The organism is Staphylococcus agnetis (genome assembly GCF_002901865.1).
GTDB classification, from domain to species: Bacteria; Bacillota; Bacilli; order Staphylococcales; family Staphylococcaceae; genus Staphylococcus; species Staphylococcus agnetis.
This window is the reverse complement of the sequence record NZ_PPQF01000161.1, coordinates 1-936: the sequence shown is the minus strand read 5'-3', so window position 1 is coordinate 936 and position 936 is coordinate 1. Positions and strand designations below refer to the sequence as shown.

Annotated in this window: 2 protein-coding genes; one reads left to right on the top strand and one right to left on the bottom strand. The window is 24.4% G+C overall.

What is annotated here, in order from left to right; genetic code table 11:
• Positions 1–33: 33 nt before the first annotated feature.
• The gene (locus CD172_RS12835) at positions 34–210 is read left to right on the top strand and encodes a hypothetical protein (RefSeq protein ID WP_157950628.1); all 177 of its coding nucleotides are present in this window, start codon (positions 34–36) and stop codon (positions 208–210) included.
• 32 nt (positions 211–242) lie between these two features.
• Here CD172_RS12835 and CD172_RS12905 read toward each other — a convergent pair.
• Positions 243–936, bottom strand: a 694-nt coding sequence (locus CD172_RS12905) for a hypothetical protein (RefSeq protein WP_206169850.1), incomplete at its 5' end; no start/stop codon positions are given.

Below are 936 nucleotides of genomic sequence, written 5' to 3'. Positions count from 1 at the left end.
ATATAATAAGGGGTAGATATTATGAGGTTTTTAATGATTTTATCAATTTTTGGTTTAAGTTTATCCATTATTTTGTGGATAGTTGGTAATATTGGATTATTCTTAACAAAATTAGAAAAGCGCAGTTTATTTTTAAAAATGTTTCATTCAGCTTATTATGTTTTACTTATTTCGGTGATTCTTTTTATGGTATTACTTTTTGTAGGTTAGAAATGTGCCAAATGCATAATAGTTTTTATTTTTTAGTTGAAGTAATTTTTTAAATATTCTTGTACAACTTCTAGACCATTGTAAAAGGCGAGCCATTTACTAAAAGCGTATATAATTATTGTTATTATAATAGTAATAAATCTAATTATAGGGTCTTTGAATTGATTTTTATATGATTTAAGATCAAACAAGTAAATACCAAGTATCATATTATTGGCAAGAACTAACATCATAGTAATTAAAATGAATAATATGGTTAAAAAATTAATCAAATAATCGTTGCCATGAAAGCTATTCACTATATTGCTATGATATTTATTGGTAAATAAATCAATAAATATTAGAAAATTTGTTAAAACGATTATAATACTTAATGGTATCCTTCTTTTGTTGTAATAAGGCTTTGTAATTGTAAAAATAATTAATAATAATCCGCCAATTATATTAATTATTAGAGAACCTAATAAAGCGTTTTGAAAAGAAAATGTTAATAACTTTGTTAGATTCGTAAGTGTTGTTCCGTGGTCAAATATTTTAATTTGTTTTAACATCGATGGAAACATTTTTACTAAAGTATATAATCCTGTTCCAAAGAAAGCTATATTAAAAATCCAATGAAAGTATTTAAGGTATCTTTCTTTTTCTTCAAGTATTTCGGATTTGGATTTTGAAGTTCTTTCTATATATATATCCTGTCTCTTATACACATCTCCGAGCCCACGAGAC